The 18208-nt window shown below is 63.8% G+C and carries 18 protein-coding genes and 1 tRNA gene; 3 read left to right on the forward strand and 16 right to left on the reverse strand.

The genetic code is table 11. The annotated features are described in order from the left end of the window. Positions 1-313: 313 nt before the first annotated feature. The 4 genes from WHT83_RS14505 to WHT83_RS14520 all read right to left on the reverse strand — a co-directional run bounded on the left by WHT83_RS14505 (position 314) and on the right by WHT83_RS14520 (position 3270). Positions 314-808 (reverse strand): NUDIX hydrolase, encoded by a 495-nt coding sequence (locus WHT83_RS14505; protein ID WP_406871553.1) that lies wholly within the window; start codon positions 806-808, stop codon positions 314-316. 149 nt (positions 809-957) lie between these two features. After that, positions 958-1455 (reverse strand): xanthine phosphoribosyltransferase, encoded by a 498-nt coding sequence (gene gpt, locus WHT83_RS14510; RefSeq protein ID WP_055970685.1) that lies wholly within the window; start codon positions 1453-1455, stop codon positions 958-960. Positions 1456-1572: 117 nt separating this feature from the next. Continuing rightward, positions 1573-2412, reverse strand: coding sequence for a universal stress protein (locus tag WHT83_RS14515; RefSeq protein ID WP_108608379.1), 840 nt, complete (start codon positions 2410-2412; stop codon positions 1573-1575). Positions 2413-2529: 117 nt separating this feature from the next. Then, positions 2530-3270 carry a competence/damage-inducible protein A gene (locus WHT83_RS14520; RefSeq protein WP_406871554.1) on the reverse strand — a complete coding sequence of 247 codons (741 nt, stop codon included), beginning with the start codon at positions 3268-3270 and terminating at the stop codon, positions 2530-2532. 183 nt (positions 3271-3453) lie between these two features. On the opposite strand from WHT83_RS14520, the gene wrbA reads away from it, so the two are divergent. After that, positions 3454-4083 (forward strand): NAD(P)H:quinone oxidoreductase, encoded by a 630-nt coding sequence (wrbA, locus tag WHT83_RS14525; protein ID WP_108608377.1) that lies wholly within the window; start codon positions 3454-3456, stop codon positions 4081-4083. A gap of 121 nt (positions 4084-4204) precedes the next feature. Next, positions 4205-5197: an alpha/beta fold hydrolase gene (locus tag WHT83_RS14530; protein WP_406871555.1), complete on the forward strand. Its 993-nt coding sequence runs from the start codon at positions 4205-4207 to the stop codon at positions 5195-5197. Between the two features lie 50 nt (positions 5198-5247). Here WHT83_RS14530 and WHT83_RS14535 read toward each other — a convergent pair whose 3' ends face one another. The 10 genes from WHT83_RS14535 to WHT83_RS14580 all read right to left on the reverse strand — a co-directional run bounded on the left by WHT83_RS14535 (position 5248) and on the right by WHT83_RS14580 (position 14398). Next, positions 5248-5487 (reverse strand): DUF2188 domain-containing protein, encoded by a 240-nt coding sequence (locus tag WHT83_RS14535; protein WP_108608375.1) that lies wholly within the window; start codon positions 5485-5487, stop codon positions 5248-5250. Further along, entirely contained in the window at positions 5487-5759 is a 273-nt protein-coding gene (locus tag WHT83_RS14540; RefSeq protein WP_318761892.1) for a DUF982 domain-containing protein, read from the reverse strand. Before WHT83_RS14540 ends, WHT83_RS14535 begins: the two co-directional genes overlap by 1 nt. A gap of 381 nt (positions 5760-6140) precedes the next feature. Continuing rightward, positions 6141-6225 (reverse strand) — tRNA-Leu (locus WHT83_RS14545). Between the two features lie 174 nt (positions 6226-6399). After that, positions 6400-7119 (reverse strand): outer membrane protein, encoded by a 720-nt coding sequence (locus WHT83_RS14550; protein WP_406871556.1) that lies wholly within the window; start codon positions 7117-7119, stop codon positions 6400-6402. A 297-nt stretch (positions 7120-7416) separates the two neighbouring features. Next, entirely contained in the window at positions 7417-7626 is a 210-nt protein-coding gene (locus WHT83_RS14555) for a hypothetical protein (protein WP_406871557.1), read from the reverse strand. Between the two features lie 205 nt (positions 7627-7831). Beyond that, positions 7832-9340, reverse strand: coding sequence for a tripartite tricarboxylate transporter permease (locus tag WHT83_RS14560; protein WP_108608371.1), 1509 nt, complete (start codon positions 9338-9340; stop codon positions 7832-7834). A gap of 10 nt (positions 9341-9350) precedes the next feature. Next, positions 9351-9812: a tripartite tricarboxylate transporter TctB family protein gene (locus WHT83_RS14565; RefSeq protein ID WP_406871558.1), complete on the reverse strand. Its 462-nt coding sequence runs from the start codon at positions 9810-9812 to the stop codon at positions 9351-9353. Between the two features lie 190 nt (positions 9813-10002). After that, a complete protein-coding gene (locus WHT83_RS14570) occupies positions 10003-10980 on the reverse strand; it encodes a tripartite tricarboxylate transporter substrate-binding protein (protein WP_108608369.1) in 978 nt (325 codons plus the stop codon). 215 nt (positions 10981-11195) lie between these two features. Then, entirely contained in the window at positions 11196-12557 is a 1362-nt protein-coding gene (locus tag WHT83_RS14575) for a sigma-54-dependent transcriptional regulator (RefSeq protein WP_406871559.1), read from the reverse strand. Further along, positions 12554-14398: an ATP-binding protein gene (locus WHT83_RS14580; RefSeq protein ID WP_406871560.1), complete on the reverse strand. Its 1845-nt coding sequence runs from the start codon at positions 14396-14398 to the stop codon at positions 12554-12556. The genes WHT83_RS14575 and WHT83_RS14580 overlap by 4 nt, the downstream gene beginning before the upstream one ends. A 123-nt stretch (positions 14399-14521) precedes the next feature. On the opposite strand from WHT83_RS14580, the gene ade reads away from it, so the two are divergent. Then, on the forward strand, positions 14522-16333 hold the full coding sequence (ade, locus tag WHT83_RS14585; RefSeq protein ID WP_406871561.1) for an adenine deaminase: 1812 nt from the start codon (positions 14522-14524) through the stop codon (positions 16331-16333). Between the two features lie 57 nt (positions 16334-16390). Here ade and WHT83_RS14590 read toward each other — a convergent pair whose 3' ends face one another. Continuing rightward, positions 16391-16855 carry an imm11 family protein gene (locus WHT83_RS14590; RefSeq protein WP_406871562.1) on the reverse strand — a complete coding sequence of 155 codons (465 nt, stop codon included), beginning with the start codon at positions 16853-16855 and terminating at the stop codon, positions 16391-16393. A gap of 290 nt (positions 16856-17145) precedes the next feature. Beyond that, a complete protein-coding gene (locus tag WHT83_RS14595) occupies positions 17146-18207 on the reverse strand; it encodes an alpha/beta hydrolase (protein WP_404801287.1) in 1062 nt (353 codons plus the stop codon). Position 18208 lies beyond the last annotated feature (1 nt).

The following is an 18208-nucleotide window of genomic DNA, read 5'->3' on the forward strand; positions in this document are numbered from 1 at the left end:
CTGCCAGTCCCCAATTTTTACCCGTCAACCCCTCGGACACACCGCAACCACGCGCGACGGCGCCCCGCCTGTGCGGGTGCAAATGCGAGCGGCAACTCACTAGATCTGGAGAAAGGACCGGGCTCTGAACTTTCCGGTCACGCACTCAACAAGCGCGCTGGAGTCATAAAAAGCGACTCGGGGGGTAACGTCAAGAAGTCGTTTATGCAGATTTTGTGACCCCAACATCTTGTGTGTCACTTGTGTGGATAACGGGGAGAACCGGCTCCGTGAACGAAGCCGGCAAGATACCCGCTTGGCGGCGTCTCGCGCCTCAGGCGGCGACTTTTCCGTGGGCTGCGCCGAAGGACGAGATCAGCCGGCAAAGGTCTGGTTCGTTGACCATGCGCGCTGCCTCGGCAGGCGACACCCACTTGCGCGTGCGCTGGCGCCGCTCCTTCCACTTTTCGGCGACCTTGCGCACTTCGAGCGGATAGACCAGCACCTCGCAGGCGACCTGTTCGCCGCTTGCCAGTTCCTTGGAGTAGAAATAACGGCCCGCCTCGTGGGTATCGACCGAGCCGCTCAGGCCGGCTTCTTCGCTCGCCTCGCGAGCGGCGGTCTCGCACAGCCGTTCGGATTCTTCCGGCCAGCCCTTGGGCAGGACCCAGCGCCCGGTGTCGCGGCTGGTGATCAGCATGATCTCGATGGTGCCGGAGGCGGTGCGGTGCCAGGGCAGGGCGGCAACCTGGAGCCTGCAGGCGGGAGCGCCGAACAGCCGGCGTAGGCGCTCGACGAGGTGGCTGTGATAGACAGGCTTCATCAGCATCGGCAGTCCTACCCAGAAGCAGACTCAGTTGCCGTATTACGAATTGTACGGTTAATCCTCCGTAACAAAAGTAAATAGATTGATAATGAAAACGCCCGGCGCAAAGGCCGGGCGTCGAACAGGTCGGGTTGAGCCGGAGGGCGCTGCAATCAGCCCATGTGATCTTCCGCGATCGGCTTTTGGTATGTGAAGCCGAGATCCCAGGGGAAATAGATCCAGGTGTCCTGCGACACCTCGGTGACGAAGGTGTCGACCAGCGGGCGGCCCTTGGGCTTGGCATAGACCGTGGCGAAATGCGCCTTCGGCATCATGGCGCGCACGATGGCTGCGGTCTTGCCGGTGTCGGTCAGGTCGTCGACGATCAGTACGTTTTCGCCTTCGCCCTCGAGCAGCGACGGCGTGATCTCCTTCAGCACCTGCAACTGACCCTGCGAGGTGTAGTCGTGATAGGAGGCGATGCAGATCGTCTCGATCAGGCGGATGCCGAGTTCGCGCGAAATGATGGCAGCAGGCACCAGGCCGCCGCGAGTGATGCAGACGATCGCCTTCCACTGCGGATTGACGCCGGCGAGACGCCAGGCGAGCGCACGCGCGTCGCGGTGGAACTGATCCCAGGATACGGGAAAGGCTTTTTCGGGAAGGGACATTCGACGCGCACTCCGGCTCGGCGCGCCTAGTGGCGCGAAAATTAGGGGAATGCAGGCGGAATTAGCCGGAAAGCCCCGCTCTTGGCAAGGGCGGGGCTGCACAGTTGTGCGGTAATCTTAGCGCGACAGCAGGATCGCGGTGTCGCCGGCCTGCAGGACGCTGCGCGTGACACCGCCGAACAGGAACTCGCGCAGCCAGGAATGGCTGTAGGCGCCCATCACCAGCAGGTCGGCGCCTGTTTCAACCACCTTGTTGTGGATGACGGCATCGACGGTGTGGCCGCGCGACGCCTCGACGCTGACCGATACCTTGGCGCCGTGGCGGGCAAAGGCAGAGGCGATCTCGGCGCCGGCGGCGTCGGCGCTCTGGGCTGCCGTCTCGATGGGGTCGATGACCAGGATTTCGGTCTGGTCGGCCTCGAGGATGAAGGGCAGGGCATCGAAGGCGGCGCGGGCGGCTTCGCGGCTGCCGTTCCAGGCGACCAGGACGCGGCGGAAGGTCGAGATCAACGGTGCCGCATGCGGCACCACCAGCACCGGGCGGCCGGCCTCGTAGATCAGGGAGTCGACGTCGGCGGCAATCGAGTCCTTGGCCTCTTGCGATCCCTGCGAAACGATGACTAGGTCGGCGCAACGCGCGCTTTCGACCCCCGAAAGGGCGCTGTCGCCGGAAAAGCTCTCGAAGCTGCGCCATTCGAACGACACGCCGGCGGTCTCGATGCGGGCGAGGAACGCCTTCTGCACCTTTTCGGCGCGCTCCTTGCAGAGATCGGAATTGGCCTGGATGAACTCGGTGTCGGGAAAGCCGACGGCCGTGGTGTAGGGCATCGCCAAGGCTTCGGCATGAACGCCGATCAGATGGCTTTCGTGCCGGTCGGCAAACGGGATGGCCACATCGAGGACGCGGGCGGCGTCGCGCTCGCTCTGGATGATGGCAACGATTGTCTTGAACGGCATGGCACCCTCCTTTGCACGGACAGAAATCTGCTCAGCAAAGAAACACTATCATGCCCGTACTTGTTCCCATGTGACCTGGATCAAGTGTTTGGGATCAAGTGTTTGGCATCAAGTCGTTCAGGCGGCTTTTGTTATGCCCTCAAGCATTGCCTCGATCGCATCGCGGGCGCGATCCATCGCTTCTTGCGAGCGCGAGCGGACGACGAGTTCGGTCCAGAACTTGCCGTCGAGATATTTCGGGTAGGAACCGATGATGGTGTCGGGATGCGCCTTCTGGATCTCGCCCAGCGGGCCGCCGATGGTGCCTTCGCCATAGGGACACTGGACCGTGGTCGACAGAAGCTTGGCGCCGGTCTTCAGCGTCGGCATGACGTTGTCGAGCATGGCCTGGAAGATCGACGGCACGCCGGCCATGACATGGACGTTGCCGATGCGGAAGCCCGGCGCCACCGAGACCGGGTTTTCGATCAGCCCGGCGCCGCGCGGCATGCGCGCCATGCGCTTGCGTGCTTCGGAGAATTCCAGGCCGCGCGTGGCATAGTTGGCCTCCAGAATGGCATAGGCGCGCGGCTCGTATTCGCACGGCACGCCAAAGGCCTTGGAGATCGAGTCGGCGGTGATGTCGTCATGCGTCGGGCCGATGCCGCCTGTCGTGAAGACATAATCGTAGCGTGCGCGCACGGCGTTGACGGCGGCGACGATCTCGTCCTCGTCGTCGGGCACGATGCGCACTTCCCTGAGGTCGATGCCTGAGGCCGTCATCATGTCGGCGAGGTGGCCGATGTTCTTGTCCTTGGTGCGGCCGGACAGAATCTCGTCGCCGATGACGACCATAGCTGCGGTGACGATGTCGGCCATTTCAGGAGCTCCTTTTAGACCAAGGTCAGATACAGCCGCCGGGGCAGGCGAGCAATAGTCGCCGTTTTGTGAACGATGCGTCACGCATTGGCCCGCTTTCATTGAACGGGCTTTGCATTACATCTCTCCCCAGACGCCAACCCAAGATGGTGTCGCGAGATTTTCCCCCCGCTGGAGTTTGAAATGGCTAAGATTCTTGTTCTCTACTATTCGAGCTGGGGTCACATGGAGCAGATGGCCAAGGCCGCTGCCGAAGGCGCCCGCGCAGCCGGTGCCGACGTGACCATCAAGCGCGTTCCCGAGCTGGTACCCGAGGCTGTCGCCAAGGCTGCCTATTACAAGCTCGACCAGGAAGCGCAGATCGCCGATCCGCTCGAACTGGCCGACTATGACGGCATCATCATCGGCACGGCCACCCGCTACGGCACCATGGCCTCGCAGATGAAGAACTTCCTCGACCAGACCGGCCCGCTCTGGGCCAAGGGCGCTTTGCTCGACAAGGTCGGCTCGGTGATGGTTTCGACCGCGACCCAGCACGGCGGCGCCGAGCTTGCGCTGATCAACGCGCAGATCCACCTGCAGCACCACGGCATGGTCATTGTGCCGCTGTCCTATGCCTACCAGGGCCAGATGGGCAACGACGTGGTTCGCGGCGGCGCGCCCTACGGCATGACCACCACCTCCGACGGCGACGGCTCGCGCCAGCCTTCGGCGCAGGAACTCGAAGGCGCCCACTTCCAGGGCAAGCGCGTGGCCGAGATCGCCATCCGCCTGCACGGCAAGGGCTCGAACGCTGTCAAGGAAGTTGCATAACAGCTTCGAATTGCTATGATTTTAGTGAACGGGCGGTCGCAAGGCCGCCCGTTTTGCATGTCACGGGCTTGAGCCTGCGTCTCGCGCCGCTAAGTTGCGGGCATTGCCTGCAGGAGGTTCGATGGCGACCGCGACAACGATTTTTGGCTGGATCGCCAGCATCATCTTCCTGGCCGTGGTCCTCGTCGGCGGTTATTTCGTGCTGGCGACCCGCAAGATCTCGACCCAGGCCGCACGCGCGGTGCCTGCAATCGGCAAGTTCGCAGCACTTGGCCGGCATCGCATCCACTATGTCGAGCAGGGCGAGGGGCGCCCGATCCTCTTTGTTCACGGTCTCGGCGCGCAACTGCACCATTTCCGCCATCCGCTGTTTCCGGAACTTGCCGATTTCCGGCTGATCGCGCTCGACCGGCCGGGCTCGGGCTATTCCACGCGTCCGGCCGGGTTTTCGGGCAGCCTGACCGAACAGGCCGATCTGATCGCGCGCTTCATCGCCGAACTCTTGCTGGAGCGGCCGCTGGTCGTCGGCCATTCGCTCGGCGGCGCCGTGGCGCTGGCGCTGGCGGAAAACCACCCGGAGGCGGTTTCCGGTTTGGTGCTGCTGTCGCCGCTGACGCATCTGGAGGACGAACTGCGGCCCGAATTCAGGTCGCTCTATATCAAGTCGCCACTACGCCGCCGCCTGATGGCCGAGACGGTGGCGATACCGACGAGCCTGAAATATGCGCCGCAGACCCTGGCCTTCCTGTTTTCGCCGCAGGAAGCGCCAAAGGACTACGGTACGGCAGGCGGCGGTTTCGCCGGGCTGCGGCCGAGCCATTTCTACGCGACATCGGCGGACATGGTGGCGATCGAGAGCGATCTTGGCGCGGTCGAGGCCAGGTATGGGGAACTGAAGCTGCCGGTGGCGGTGATGTTCGGCACCGCCGACCGTGTGCTCGACTACCGGCTGCATGGCGAGCCTCTGGCCGACAGGATCAAAGACCTGGAACTCGATCTGGTCGAGGGCATGGGGCATATGCCGCAATTCGTCGAGCCGAAGCGGGTCGCAGAGCTGATCCGGCGCATTGCGGCAAAGGCATTTGCCCAACCGGTCGACAAGGCGGCCAGGTAGAGGCGGGAACTGCTCGTCCGGCGATCCTGTTCGCGCCGGGGCGATGGCCGCTAGTCGGAAACCTCGGTGTCGGGCCTGTCGTCGCCCTTGGCGAGTTCGTCATGCCAACGGCCTTCCTTGTCCTCGTACTGGATGCCGTCGGTGGAGCCGGAGACACGCTGCTCTGCCGCCGCCGTCTCTGCGGCGCGAAGGGCGTGTTCGTGCGTGGGGAAGGTCTCGGAGAAGGTGTCACCGACCTTGTAGGCCCAGCCACCATCGTGCTGGACGACTTCATAGACGAGCTTTGCCATTATTTTTCCTCGCTGGATGACGATGCCGCTATCGGCACCTCGGCTTCCATCGCTGCCTCGACGAAGGCTCGCCGCGCATCCTCGGAAGGGCGTTGCCCCTCGAGCACCTTCAGGCATGTCTGGACGGCGTTGCGGTGACGAGGGCCGCGGCTCAGGGGCCAGGTCGTCACCAGGCATTCGGCGGCGTCGCCCGCACTTGCGATGCGGCGGTAGTTTCCGGCGCGGCCGAGTTCAACAATGACCGGGCGCGCAAAGGATGTCGAGGCGGCCATGCCGGCTCAAACGTTGACGACCTCATTTGGTTGCATGACGCTTCGCGGCCGGTGGCTCTGTCCGGCGACTTTTGCTGTCAGAGCGGCACGATAGCCAGTATCACCCAGGCGCCGCAGATGGCCGCGCAAAGGCCGAAACAGGCGTTACGATGCTTTTCCCAAAAGTATGGCGCGCGTTCCCAATTGTACTGCATACGCAACTCCCCACTCACCCCACCCGGTGAAGTTGTATTTCAGTGTGAAATATTCTGCAATTTTCCGGTGTGGTGTTGACGTAACGAAAGCACGCGGGAGTGGCAATTATGTCACGGAAAGCTTGCCGCTGGTGGCGCGAACGCACGGTTGCCACTGTTCTGGCATCAGGAACGGGAGATTCTTGCCTGGTGCGGACGGCGGGGGTCGAACCCGCATAGCCGAGGCTGAGGGATTTTAAGTCCCTTGCGTCTACCAGTTCCGCCACGTCCGCTTGCTTGTCGTTTCAACTAGTTAGGCGATTTCGTCAACTGGCGTTGTGCAGGTCGAAAAATCCATCGTGCAAATCGTGTTCGGTTTTCCTTCGCCGAGCCGTTCGCCGGAGATTGGCGCTGGATGCCTAGCCGGAAACAAAAAGCCCCGACACGAGGCCGGGGCTTGAGGGCGATCAGAATCGGTAATTCAGCCCGACCTTTATCGTGTGGGCGTCGATGTCGACTTCGGCCTTGTCACCCTGAATGTCGGTCAAGCCAACCGTGCCAAAGTCGAAATACTGGTACTCAAGCTTAGTGGTCCATTTTTCGGACAGGGCCAATTCGACTCCACCACCGATCGTGTAGCCGACGCGACCGCCGCTTCGAGATTCACTACTGTTTCCGTCCAGAGTGCCGTTGATGTTGTGGAGGTCGCCGAAAGTAACGTCGTAACGTGTGGCCGCGACACCACCCTTGACATAAATCAGCAGTCGATCAGCTGCAAAGCCCAGCCGGGCGGTCAAATCACCGTAAAGGCCCAGTTTCGCGGAACCGTAATTGTCGGGTTCGTCGAGAATTTCGTTGACACCATCCAAACCCAAATAGCCGATATCCGCCTCCAGGCCATAGACGAACGAGCCGGTTTGCCAATTGTGGCCGGCCTGAACGCCGCCGACAAAACCCTCGGTGTCGACGTCATGGGTCTGGCCAATGCTCTCATCAAAGAAGCTGTCGTCGAGATCAACCGCATTGCCGTTGCCGCGACCGTAGCCAACATGAAGGCCAACATATCCGCCGGCCCAGAACCCGGCCGGAGCGAGATCAGACGTTGGCTCTGTCACAACCGCGTCAGCGGCAAGCGCGGCGCTGGCGAACGCGAAATAAACAGCCGATACAAGCAGAATCTGTTTCAATGCCCTGTCCCCAAATCAGTCCGAGGTAATACGCAGACTAGAGGTGGCAATAATAGTCCGTGCGCATGCAGGCAATTTAAGTCGATGTTGGTGTAGCCAAGCAGCAACATCACCCGTTCGGGTTAGAAATACCAAAAAATCTGTAAGGTCGTATTTTCTGCAGCTTGCGGCTCAAAGGCCACATCAGCCAGATAGCCACTGCATTGGCATCAGTTCAACTGTCCACCCGAGTTGTCCAATTGCGCGCAGCCGGCAAGGCAGCCGGGCGATATTGCAAGCCCCTGCAACTGCCTGCCGCTACTTCGTCTCGCTGAAATCAAGCAATGGGGATTGCGTCGCCGTATCTGGTTTCGGCGCCTTACGGGCCGTTTTCCTGGCGGGTTTCTTGGTAGCTTCAGTCGCGGCTTTCGCCGCTTCCTGCGTAACAGTGGGCGCTGGTGACACTGCCTTGGCAGCCACAGGCTTTGCCGCGGCGCTGGTCGCCTTTTCGGTGAATTTGATTGCCATGATGAGGATCCGCCATTTACACGGCCGCGCGCGAGTCGGCGGCTTGGTTCTCCATACATGATTTGACGGCTGAGGGGCGGGGAGGCGCGGCCAATTGCGTGAACAACCGTTTGAGCCACGAGGGCGGAATTTCGATCGGCCCCGCCGAAAATGCCAACGGGCGGAAATTCCGCCCGTTGCCGTGTTCGTAGAAGTTCTGGCCTGCCTATTCCTCTTCGACAAAAACCTCGTCGCGCTTCTTGCGCACCGCCGGCAACAGCACGACGATCAGCACGCAGGCAGCCAACCCAAGCAGCAGCGCGCTGATCGGGCGGGTGACGAAGGTGGTCGGATCGCCGCGCGACAGGATCATGGCGCGGCGCAGGTTTTCCTCCAGCAGCGGCCCGAGCACGAAGCCGAGCAGCAGCGGCGCTGGTTCGCAGCGCAGCTTGACCAGCGCGTAGCCGATCAGGCCGAAGAAGGCGACGGCGTAGAGGTCGAAGACGTTCGAGTTGACGCTGTAGACGCCGATGGCGCAGAACGCCATGATGATCGGGAACAGCACGTAGTAGGGCACGGTCAAGAGCTTCACCCACAGCCCGATCAGCGGCAGGTTGAGCACGATCAGCATCAAATTGCCGATCCACATCGAGGCGATGATGCCCCAGAACAAGGCCGGCTGTTCGGTCGCGACATTGGGGCCGGGCACGATGCCCTGGATGATCATCGCGCCGATCATCAGCGCCATGACAGGGTTTGCCGGAATGCCGAGGGTCAGCATCGGGATGAACGAGGTCTGCGCGCCGGCATTGTTGGCCGATTCCGGACCGGCGACGCCGGCTACAGCACCCTTGCCGAACTCTTCGGGGTGCTTGGAAACGCGCTTTTCCACCGTGTAGGAGGCGAAGGCCGCGAGGATGGCGCCGCCGCCCGGCAGGATGCCGAGCGCCGAGCCGATGGCCGTGCCGCGCAGAATGGGGGCTGCCATCTCGCGGAAATCCTGGCGCGTCGGCATCAGCCCCGAAACCTTGGCCATCAGCACTTCGCGGGTCTTTTCGCTTTCGAGGTTGCGCAGGATTTCGGCGACGCCGAACACGCCGACCGCGACCGCGACGAAGTTGAGCCCGTCGGCATATTCGCGGATACCCAAGGTGAAGCGTGGCGTGCCGGTGTAGATGTCGGTGCCGACGAGGCCGAGCAGCAGGCCCAGAACCACCATGGCCAGCGCCTTGATGACCGAGCCGTGGGCGAGTGCGATCGACGAGACCAGGCCGACGACCATCAGCGAGAAATATTCGGCCGCGCCGAACTGCAAGGCGATTGCCGTCAGCGGCGGGGCGAAGATCGCGACCAGGAAGGTCGAGACCGTACCGGCGAAGAACGAGCCGATGGCCGCGATGGCGAGTGCCGCTCCGGCGCGGCCCTTGCGCGCCATCTGGTAGCCGTCGATGGCGGTGACGGCGGACGAGGATTCGCCCGGCATGTTGATCAGGATGGCGGTGGTCGAGCCGCCATACTGCGCGCCGTAATAGATGCCGGCGAGCATGATCAGCGACGAGACCGGATCACCGATCTGGAAGGTGATCGGCAACAGCATGGCGATGGTGGCGGTGGCGCCGATGCCGGGGAGCACGCCGATGAGCGTGCCGAGCAGGACGCCGATCAGGCAAAAGCCGAGATTGGCGAGCGTCGAGGCGGTCGAAAAACCGAGCGCGAGATTGTCGAAGAGTTCCATCTTTTCCCCCTCAGAACGGCAGCCAGGGGCCGAAGCGCTGGAACGGCAGGCCGAGCGCGTAGCTGAACACGACGACCGAGAACAGGGTGACCCCGGCGGCGAGGACGACGGCGGCGAGCGGTTTCATGCGCGTCGAGGCGAAGGCGGCGATCAGGCAGGTCACGAAGATCGACGGCACGAAGCCGAGTCCGCGCACGGTGAGGCCGAAGAAGATCGGCGCCGGCAGGATGAAGGCCATGCCGCGCCAGGCGATCGGGCCGATCGGCTCGCCTGCGACGCGGGTCGCCTGGACGATGACGACGAGGCCGAGCAGGATCAGCACGCTGGCCAGGACGAGGGGGAAATAGCCCGGTCCCATGCGGAAGGTGGTGCCGAGGTCGAGACCCAGCGACTGGATGGCGAAGAAGGCGCCGGTGGCGACGAAGATCGCTCCGCAGGCGCCGTTGGTGGGATCGATGGAAAGCTTGTTCATGGTTTCCCTCTTGGGGTTCACCTGGCGCCGCCCCTCATCCGGCCCTGCGGGCCACCTTCTCCCCGCTGGGGAGAAGAGGAAGGCTGAGGTGTTGCCGATCTCCTCTCCCCGTCGGGGAGAGGGCGGCCGAGCGAAGCGGAGGCCGGTGAGGGGGCTGGCTAGGCCAACCCCTAGGCCGAGTTGCTCAGGCTTAGTCGGCGAACTGGCCGGCAGCCTCGATGATCGGCTTCCAGCGCGCGATCTCGCCTTCGAGCTTGGCCTTCAGCGCTGCCGGCGTGGCGTCGGCTTCCGGCGACGGCACGGTGCCGAGTTCTGCGAAGCGGGCAACGACGTTGGGGTCCTTGAGTGCCGCCTGCAGCGACTTTGACAGGCGCTCGGTCACCTCAGCCGGGGTGCCCTTGGGCGCATAGAGGCCGTGCCAGATGCCGACTTCCATGCCGTCGAGGCCGCCTTCCTTGGTGGTCGGAACGTCCTTCAGGACGTCAAGGCGCGCTGGCGAGGTCACGGCGTAGGCCTTGATGGTGCCGCCCTGGATCTGCTTGGTGGTGTTGGTGGTCTGGTCGCACATGATGTCGACCTGGCCGCCGAGCAGGTCGGTCATGGCAGGGCCGGTGCCCTTGTAGGGAACGGTGACCAGCGGCGTGCCGATGGCGCTCATGAACAGCATGCCGCACAGATGCGAAGCAGCGCCGATGCCGGCATTGGCGACCGTCACCGTGTCCTTGTTGGCCTTGGCGTATTCGACGAGGCCCTTGAGGTCGGTCGGCGCAAGGTCCTTCTTGGCGACGATGGTCATCGGCACTTCGGTGACCAGGCCGACATATTCGAAGGCGTTGAGCGTGTCATAGGCGAGCTTGCGGTAGAGCGTGGCGCTGGTGGCCATGCCGATGTGGTGGAGCAGCAGTGTGTAGCCGTCCGGATCGGCGGAAGCGACGCGGCCGGCACCGAGCGTGCCGCCGGCACCGCCGACGTTTTCGACGATGACCTGCTGGCCGAGATCCTTGGACATCGATTCGGCGACGAGGCGCGTGACCGTGTCGGTCGGGCCGCCGGCCGAGAACGGCACAACGACGGTGATGGTGCGCTCGGGATAAGTCTGCGCATTGGCGGCGAGCGGGAACACGGCAAGCGTTGCGGCGGCCGTGAGCGAGGCGAGCAGTCTCTTCATGAAATCCTCCCGGGATATTCTGGTCTGTGGTTCCACCCGCGCCTGGTGCCTCCCTGCGCCGGCGGTGGATGGGCGATTAGGACCGCTGGCGCGGGCGCACTGCAATGCTTGCCGTGGCCTCAGGCCGGTAAAAATCATCGAACACGGCGCGAATGGGTGGAAAAGGTGACATCGCCTTGTTGGCGTGTGTGCGTTTCCACACATTGGCGTGGCGGTCAGTCATCTGCACCGTCCACCGCACCCAGGCGATTCTTGTCGAGCCCGTAGCGCTGCATCTTCTCGTAGAGCGTCTTGCGCGAGATTCCGAGCTGCTCGTAGACGGGCTTGAGGCTGCCGCCATGGGCGGTTAGGGCGGCTGAAATCGCGTTCTTCTCGAAGTCGGCGACACGGTCGGCAAGGCGGTCGCCGCTGCCGTTGGCCTCGGTCGCGGCGTCGGGCAGCTGCAGCCCGAGCCCCAGCACGAAGCGGTCGGCGGCGTTGCGCAGTTCGCGCACGTTGCCCGGCCAGTCGCGGCGGGCAACTTCGGCGATGGCCCGGGGCGGCACGTCGACGTCGTCGCGGCGGTAGCGCGCCGCCGCCTCGCGGGCCAATTGCAGGAACAGCAGCGGCACGTCCTCGCGCCGCGACGACAAGGCCGGCATGCGCAGCGTCACGACATTGAGCCGATAAAGCAGGTCGGCGCGGAAACGCCCGGCAGCGACTTCGGCGTCGAGGTCGACCTTGCTGGTGGCGATGAAGCGGACATCGAGCGCGATCGGCTCGTTGGAGCCGAGGCGGGTGATGACGCGCTCCTGGATGACGCGCAGCAGCTTGACCTGGAGGTCGGCCGGCATCGAGCCGATCTCGTCGAGCAGCACCGTGCCGCCGCGCGCATGCTCGAACTTGCCGAAGCGGGGGCGCAGGGCACCGGCAAAGGCGCCGGCCTCGTGGCCGAACAACTCGCTCTCGATCAGCGTTTCAGGCAGGGCGGCGCAATTGATGGCGACGAACGGCTTTGTCGCGCGGCCGCTGATGTCGTGCAGCGCGCGCGCCGCCACCTCCTTGCCGGTGCCGGTGTCGCCGATGAGCAGGACGTCGGCGTCGGTCGCGGCAATGGCGCGAAGCCTGTAGCGCAGGTCGACCATCGCCTGGCTGCGTCCCGGCAGGCGCGCTTCGATGTCGTCGCGCTTGCCGGCGACGGCGCGCAGCTCGCGGTTTTCCAGCACCAGGCTGCGCCGGTCGATGGCACGCGCCGCCATCTCGGTGAGATGCTGGGTGACGAAGGGCTTTTCGACGAAATCATAGGCGCCTTCGCGCATGGCGCGGACGGCGAGCTGCACGTCGCCGTGGCCGGTGACCAGGATCACCGGGATGTCGGTGTCGATCTCGCGGATGCGGCCCATCAGCGTCATGCCGTCCATGGCGGGCATGCGCACGTCGGTGATGACGACGCCGTTGAACCCTTGCGTGATGAAGTCGAGCGCACGTTCGGCCGACGAGACGTCCTGGACAGTGAAGCCGGCAAGGTCGAGCGACTGGGCTGTGGAGCGCCGCAACTCGTCTTCGTCGTCGACAAGGAGCACGATGGGCGGTTTCATTCGGCTGCCTCGCGCACCGCTGCGCGCGCCGCGTCGAGTTCGATGGTGAACAAGGCGCCCCCTTCAGGATGATTCAAAACCGCAAGGGTTCCGCCGAAGTCTTTGACTATGTTGTAGGAAATGGAAAGCCCCAGGCCGAGACCCTTGCCCACGCCTTTGGTCGAGAAGAACGGGTCGAAGATGCGCTCGGCAATCGCCGCCGGCACGCCCGGACCGTGGTCGCGGATGGTGATGGTGACCCTGGAACCCTTGCGCTGCGCGGCGAGCTCGATGCGCCGGTCGGCAAGGCCTTCGACGGCGTCGGCGGCATTGGTGATGATGTTGACCAGCACCTGCTGCAGCCGGACCGAGCCTGCCTTGACGGTGAGTGGCGCCGGCCCGAGGTCGACCGACAAGGCCGCATCGGCAGCCTTGAGGCGCCATGCCACGATCTCCCCGGTGTCGCGGACCACCTCGTCGAGCGAGACCGCCCCAAGCTTCTGGTTGGGCTTGCGGGCGAAATTCCTGAGATGACGGCTGATCGAGGCCATCCGGTCGGCGAGGCTCGAAATGCGCGAGACGTTGTCGCGCGCCTCGTCGATGCGAGCGCGATCGATCAGCGTGGCGGCGTTGTCGGCATAGGTCTTTACCGCTGCCAGCGGCTGGTTGAACTCGTGCGACAGCGCTGCCGACATCTGGCCAAGGGCAGCGAGCTTGCCGGCCTGGATCAGGTCGGCTTGCGTCTGCCTGAGCTGCTGTTCGGCGGTGCGGCGCTCCGCGACTTCGGTCTCCAGCCGGCTGTTGACCTGGGCGAGGTCGGCGGTGCGCTCCTCGACCCGTCGTTCCAGTTCGACCTGCGCACTCTGCTGCAACTGCATGCGCTCGGCGAGACGGGCGCGGCGCTGCAGGATGACGGCGCCACCGAGGCCGGCAAGGCTGAGCGCGAGCAGCGCCGAGACCACGGCCGTCAGCGCTTGCGCATGGGCGGAGGCGGTGTCCGCCAGCACACGCACCGTCCAGCGTGCTTCGGGCATCTCCTCGGCCAGTTCGAGGAACTCGCGCGACTTGCCGCCCTCCGTGATGCGCAGCAATGGCTGGCCGTCATCCGCGGCACTTCTCGTCACCGGCAGTTCGCGCAGCATGGCATCAGCATAGCGGCGCGACGCTTCGGTGCGGGCTAGCCGTTCGGCGGTCAGCGGGTTGAGGCTGGCATAGAGCCAGTCGGGCCGCCCGCTCATGAAGATGATGCCTTCGGGGTCGGTGACGATGATCTCGTGGTCGCCGCCCTTCCACGACGCTTCGATGGCGTCGATGTCGACCTTGAAGACGACTACGCCGCGGATCTCCATGCCGATGCGGACAGGCGAGGAGAAATAGTAGCCGCGCTTGAGCGAGGTGGTGCCGAGCGCGAAGAAACGGCCGAGATTGCCGCGAATGGCATCCTGGTAATAGGGCCGGTAGGAAAAATTCTCGCCGACGAAGCTGAGCGGCAGGTCGTGGTTGGAGGCCGCGATCGTGTCGCCACCGGGGACCAGTACATAGATGTCAGAGGATTTCAGCAGTCCGTTGATTTCTTTCAGGTATTCATTGGCACGCGTGCGCAGGACCGGGTTGTCCGGGTCGCTGACCAGTTCCTTGATGTCGTCGTTGTCGGCGATCAGTTCAGGCAATGGCTCGAAGCGGTTCATCTGGCCGGAGAGGGCCGCAACCGCCAGCCGTAGTGTGGTCTGGCCACGCGACGCCGCCTCGTCGAGATAGATCTGGTTGGCGAAGGCACCGCCGAAAAACACGATTGCCGCCGCCAGCGCCGCCGCAGCGAGCCCCGGCCACAACCAGCGGCGTGTTTTGAGAAATGGCGGCATCGAAGCGGACCGGACCTGTTTGGCATGACGAGTATAGCGGGCGGGCGCGGCCAAACAACCAAGGCCCTGTTTTCCTCCGCCGCTTTCGCTACAGTCGCGTCAAAGCAGTCAGGAATCCCAGCAATGCCCAGCAAGACCACCTTCGCCAAGCCTCGCCCCTGGACCGAGACCGCACCGGTGCTGGTCGATGTCGCCATGGGCCGCCGGCCGGCCGATCTCGTCATCCGCAACGGCCGCTGGGTGAATGTGCATTCGGGTGAGATCATTGCGGGCACGGATGTCGCCATCGTTGCAGGGCGCTTCGCCTATTGCGGACCTAACGCCAGCCACGCCATAGGCCAGGGCACAAAGGTGGTCGACGCCGGTGGGCGCTATCTCGTGCCGGGACTGTGCGACGCGCACATGCATGTCGAGAGCGGCATGGTGACGGTGACCGAGTTCTGCCGCGCGGTCATCCCGCATGGCACGACCTCGATGTTCATCGATCCGCACGAGATCGCCAATGTGCTCGGACTGCCCGGCGTCAGGCTGATGCACGACGAGGCACTTGCCATGCCGATCAACGTGCATGTGCAGATGCCGTCCTGCGTGCCCTCGGCACCGGGGCTGGAGAATGCCGGTGCCGCGTTGACGGTTGCCGATGTTGCCGAAGCGATGACCTGGGAAAACATCATCGGCCTCGGCGAGGTGATGAATTTCCCCGGCGTCGCCGCCAACAACCCTGTCATGTCGGGCGAGATCGCCGAGACGGTGAAGGCCGGCAAGACGGTGGGCGGGCATTACGCCTCGCGCGACCTCGGCCTGCCGTTCCACGGCTATGTCGCCGGCGGTCCCGAGGACGACCATGAAGGCACGCGCGCCGAGGACGCGATTGCGCGCGTTCGCCAAGGCATGAAGGCCATGCTGCGACTCGGCTCGGCCTGGTACGATGTCGCAAGCCAGATCAAGGCGGTGACGGAGCAGGGCATCGACCCGCGCAGCTTCATCTTGTGCACCGACGACAGCCATTCCGGCACGCTGGTTCATGAGGGGCATATGGACCGCGTCGTCCGCCATGCCATCCAGCAAGGACTGAAGCCGGTGACAGCGGTCCAGATGGCGACGATCAACACCGCCCAGCATTTCCGCCTCGAGCGCGAACTCGGCTCGATCACGCCGGGCAGGCTCGCCGACCTGCTGATCGTCTCCGACCTGGCCGAACTCAAGATCGACGAGGTCTATGCCCGCGGCGTGCGGGTGGCCAAGGCCGGCAAGCTCGACATCGACATTCCGGCCTATGCTTACCCGGCCGACGCCAAGCATACGGTGAAGCTTGGCAAGAAGCTGAAGGCCGTCGATTTCGACATCAAGGCACCGGAAGGCGCCAACGAGGTCCGGGTGCGGGTGATCGGTGTGATCGAGAACCAGGCGCCGACGCGCGCGCTGGAGGCCGATCTTGCCGTCGAGGACGGGCTGGTTGCCATGGACCGGCGCAACGACGTCTGCCAGATCGCGCTTGTCGAGCGTCATCGCGCCACGGGGCAGGTGACCAATGCCTTCGTTTCCGGCTTCGGCTACATGAAGGACTGCGCGCTTGCCTCGACGGTCGCGCATGACAGCCACCACATGATCGTCGTCGGCACCAACAAGACCGACATGGCGCTGGCCGCCAACCGACTCGGGCAGGTCGGCGGCGGCGTGGTGCTGTTCTCCGAAGGCAAGGAACTGGCGCTGGTCGAGATGCCGATCGCCGGCCTGATGTCGGATGAGCGCGCCGAGATCGTCGCGGCCAAGGCCGACAAGCTGGTCCAGGCGATGCGCGACATGGGCTGCAGCCTCAACAACGCCTACATGCAGCATTCGCTGCTGGCGCTGGTGGTCATCCCCGAACTCAGGATTTCCGACGTCGGGCTGGTCGATGTCACGACCTTCGAGAAGGTCGATCTGTTTCTCTGACCGGGCCAAAAGATGAAGAGCAAGGGGCCTGAAGCCAGGCCTTGGCTTGCCTTTGAGTCAGTCCGTTTCTGGAAAATGCTGATAGTGCGCGCCGGTGATGCCGGCCGCATCCAGGGCCGCTTTCAATGCCTCGCTGACTGCCGGCGTCGGCATCACGATGAACTTGTCGATCCAGACATGGTGGCTGCCGATCTGCGACCGGTTGAAGACCAGTTCCTTCTTGCTGCCGTCCAGGAACCAGAGATTGCGAAATTCGAATGTCGTCTTGGCGCGATCGACGGTGTCCAGGCGATTGCAGGGAACGAACCAGAACCGGTCGGCGGCATGGCTACCATCCTCCCATACAAACTCGATCGGAAAGAACTGATGGACATCAGGTTCGAAGCTTTCGATGACGTCCTTGACCTTCGCGCTGATAAACAAAGCGTAGGCGTCGTCGAGATCCAGAATCTGCCGCTTCGGCCCTGAGAGTTCGATTTTGGTGGGGAGGTGTGTCGCCTCGATCGGTCGGCCACAATACACGTAGTTGGGCCGAATTCGAACGCCAACATCCCGCGTGAGATCAACTGCTGGATCTTGTCGACGTCTCCATCCAGGGCGCGAGCGATATAGCCGTAAATCTCTTCGCTCTTGTGACTGAGAAAATAGACCATGACACCCCTAAATCTCGGTGCTCCACGACTGTAGACGGGCAGGATGCTTTAGGAAGTCTTTTCAATAAGCTAAACGACTACAGTCTGGGTTGGCGTTGGACTGCGAAATGAAAAAAGGGGCGCCAGAAGCGCCCCCTTTTTGTTCGTGTACCCGTCGGTCTACTGCAGCCCGCCGCTGAGCATGTTGATGCGGTCGGTGACCTCGCGGTCGCTGGCAAAGCCGTCGTCGGCGCGCAGGCGCTGGCCAAGCAGCTTCACCATCTGCGGATTGTCGGCGAACTTGGTGTGGTTGAAGGAATCGCCACCCTTCGCGTCGGACAGGTCGACGACGATCACGCCGTACTCGGCAAGGTCGCCGGCATTTTTGTAGTCGCCGAGGCGCGGCTTGGAGCCGGCGAGCAGGCCCGAAAGCTTGAGTGCGCGGTCGTCGCCCGACGTCATCAGGAAGAACGGCTTGGTCGGCTTGCCGTAGCGGCGCATCTGGGACTTGAACACGTCGACGTCGATGTCGGGCGAGGCCAGCACCACGTCGCCGAGCTTGCCGCCGAGGTCGCGATCCCCGGTCAACGCCAGCTGGCGCAAGGCTTCCATGGTCACCCAGGTGCCCATCGAATGCGCCACGATGTCGATGCGGCGGGCACCCGATTGGGCAAGCATGCGCAGCGTCACTTCGAGCTGGTCGCGGGCCGCAGCCGCGCTCTCCTTGTCGTAGACATAGTCGGTCGTGTTGCCGCCAGAAGCCCAGGAGAACAGCACCGGCGTGCCGGTGTAGCCGCTATCATGCGCAATCTGCGTGGCGCGGTAGACGCCGGCGTCGAACGAGGTGTTGTAGCCATGCACGAACAGCATGGCGCGGCCGCCGCGCGCGGCGATGTCGGCGGTCAGAGCCTTGGAGAATTCCGGCTGTGTCTCGTAGCCGACTGCGTCGGTGGCGGTGAAGAACTTGGTCGGGTCGGCTTCCTTGCCGCTCTTGCGGCGCTCGATCTGGCCGGTCTGGTGGATCTTCGGCACGGTGACGTTGACCCGCGCGAAATTCAGCGTCGCCGAGCGGCCGCGATCGAAGACCTGCTTGTCATCGGCGGCGTGCTCGCGGGTGGACGCCACGAAAATCGCATGGTTGCCGGCGATCTCCGAAACCGGGACGTTGACGACAGCGCCCGTCAAAAGCTCGCCCGAGGGCTGGTTGATGCAGCCGGACAAAAGGAGGGCGGCAAGGGCTATG

Source organism: Aminobacter sp. P9b, from assembly GCF_045345995.1.
Taxonomy (GTDB): domain Bacteria; phylum Pseudomonadota; class Alphaproteobacteria; order Rhizobiales; family Rhizobiaceae; genus Aminobacter; species Aminobacter niigataensis.

Bases quoted from the DNA above. Each gene is read 5' to 3' on its own strand.
- WHT83_RS14565 (WP_406871558.1), bottom strand. From the start codon at position 9,812: ATGAACAAGCTTTCCATCGATCCCACCAACGGCGCCTGCGGAGCGATC.
- WHT83_RS14520 (WP_406871554.1), bottom strand. From the start codon at position 3,270: ATGGCCGACATCGTCACCGCAGCTATGGTCGTCATCGGCGACGAGATT.
- wrbA (WP_108608377.1), top strand. From the start codon at position 3,454: ATGGCTAAGATTCTTGTTCTCTACTATTCGAGCTGGGGTCACATGGAG.
- WHT83_RS14515 (WP_108608379.1), bottom strand. From the start codon at position 2,412: ATGCCGTTCAAGACAATCGTTGCCATCATCCAGAGCGAGCGCGACGCC.
- WHT83_RS14535 (WP_108608375.1), bottom strand. From the start codon at position 5,487: ATGGCAAAGCTCGTCTATGAAGTCGTCCAGCACGATGGTGGCTGGGCC.
- WHT83_RS14555 (WP_406871557.1), bottom strand. From the start codon at position 7,626: ATGGCAATCAAATTCACCGAAAAGGCGACCAGCGCCGCGGCAAAGCCT.
- gpt (WP_055970685.1), bottom strand. From the start codon at position 1,455: ATGTCCCTTCCCGAAAAAGCCTTTCCCGTATCCTGGGATCAGTTCCAC.
- WHT83_RS14575 (WP_406871559.1), bottom strand. From the start codon at position 12,557: ATGAAACCGCCCATCGTGCTCCTTGTCGACGACGAAGACGAGTTGCGG.
- WHT83_RS14530 (WP_406871555.1), top strand. From the start codon at position 4,205: ATGGCGACCGCGACAACGATTTTTGGCTGGATCGCCAGCATCATCTTC.
- WHT83_RS14540 (WP_318761892.1), bottom strand. From the start codon at position 5,759: ATGGCCGCCTCGACATCCTTTGCGCGCCCGGTCATTGTTGAACTCGGC.
- WHT83_RS14560 (WP_108608371.1), bottom strand. From the start codon at position 9,340: ATGGAACTCTTCGACAATCTCGCGCTCGGTTTTTCGACCGCCTCGACG.
- WHT83_RS14570 (WP_108608369.1), bottom strand. From the start codon at position 10,980: ATGAAGAGACTGCTCGCCTCGCTCACGGCCGCCGCAACGCTTGCCGTG.
- WHT83_RS14580 (WP_406871560.1), bottom strand. From the start codon at position 14,398: ATGCCGCCATTTCTCAAAACACGCCGCTGGTTGTGGCCGGGGCTCGCT.
- ade (WP_406871561.1), top strand. From the start codon at position 14,522: ATGCCCAGCAAGACCACCTTCGCCAAGCCTCGCCCCTGGACCGAGACC.
- WHT83_RS14505 (WP_406871553.1), bottom strand. From the start codon at position 808: ATGCTGATGAAGCCTGTCTATCACAGCCACCTCGTCGAGCGCCTACGC.